This window comes from Knoellia aerolata DSM 18566, from assembly GCF_000768695.1.
Lineage (GTDB): Bacteria > Actinomycetota > Actinomycetes > Actinomycetales > Dermatophilaceae > Knoellia > Knoellia aerolata.
In genome coordinates this window covers 1-370 of record NZ_AVPL01000198.1, presented here as the reverse complement: position 1 = coordinate 370, position 370 = coordinate 1, and the positions used below count along the sequence as shown (strand labels likewise).

Below are 370 nucleotides of genomic sequence, written 5' to 3'. Positions count from 1 at the left end.
GATCCTCGGCCCGTCGCTGGTGCGCGAGATCTACTTCCAGATCCTGACCGGCGACCAGGGCCCGTCGATGCGCGCGGCCCTCTCCATGCAGGGGCATTTCGGCAAGGTGACGCGGGCGCTGCGGCGCATCCACGCGGCCTACCCGCAGGATCTGGACGTCGAGCAGCTGGCGCGCGAGGCCGGCATGAGCGTGCCGGCGTTCCACGTGCACTTCAAGGCGGTCACGCAGACCTCGCCGATGCAGTACCTGAAGTCCACCCGGCTGCACCAGGCGCGGCTGCTGATGGTGCGCAACGGGCTCACCGCCGCGGCCGCCAGCGCGGCGGTCGGCTACGACAGCCCGTCGCAGTTCAGCCGCGAGTTCAAGCGC

The 370-nt window shown here is 70.8% G+C and carries 1 protein-coding gene; it reads left to right on the top strand.

Annotation, left to right across the window (positions count from 1 at the left end; genetic code table 11):
• Positions 1-19: 19 nt before the first annotated feature.
• Positions 20-370: helix-turn-helix transcriptional regulator (locus N801_RS22290; RefSeq protein WP_211254771.1), on the top strand; the 351-nt coding region annotated here is incomplete at its 3' end.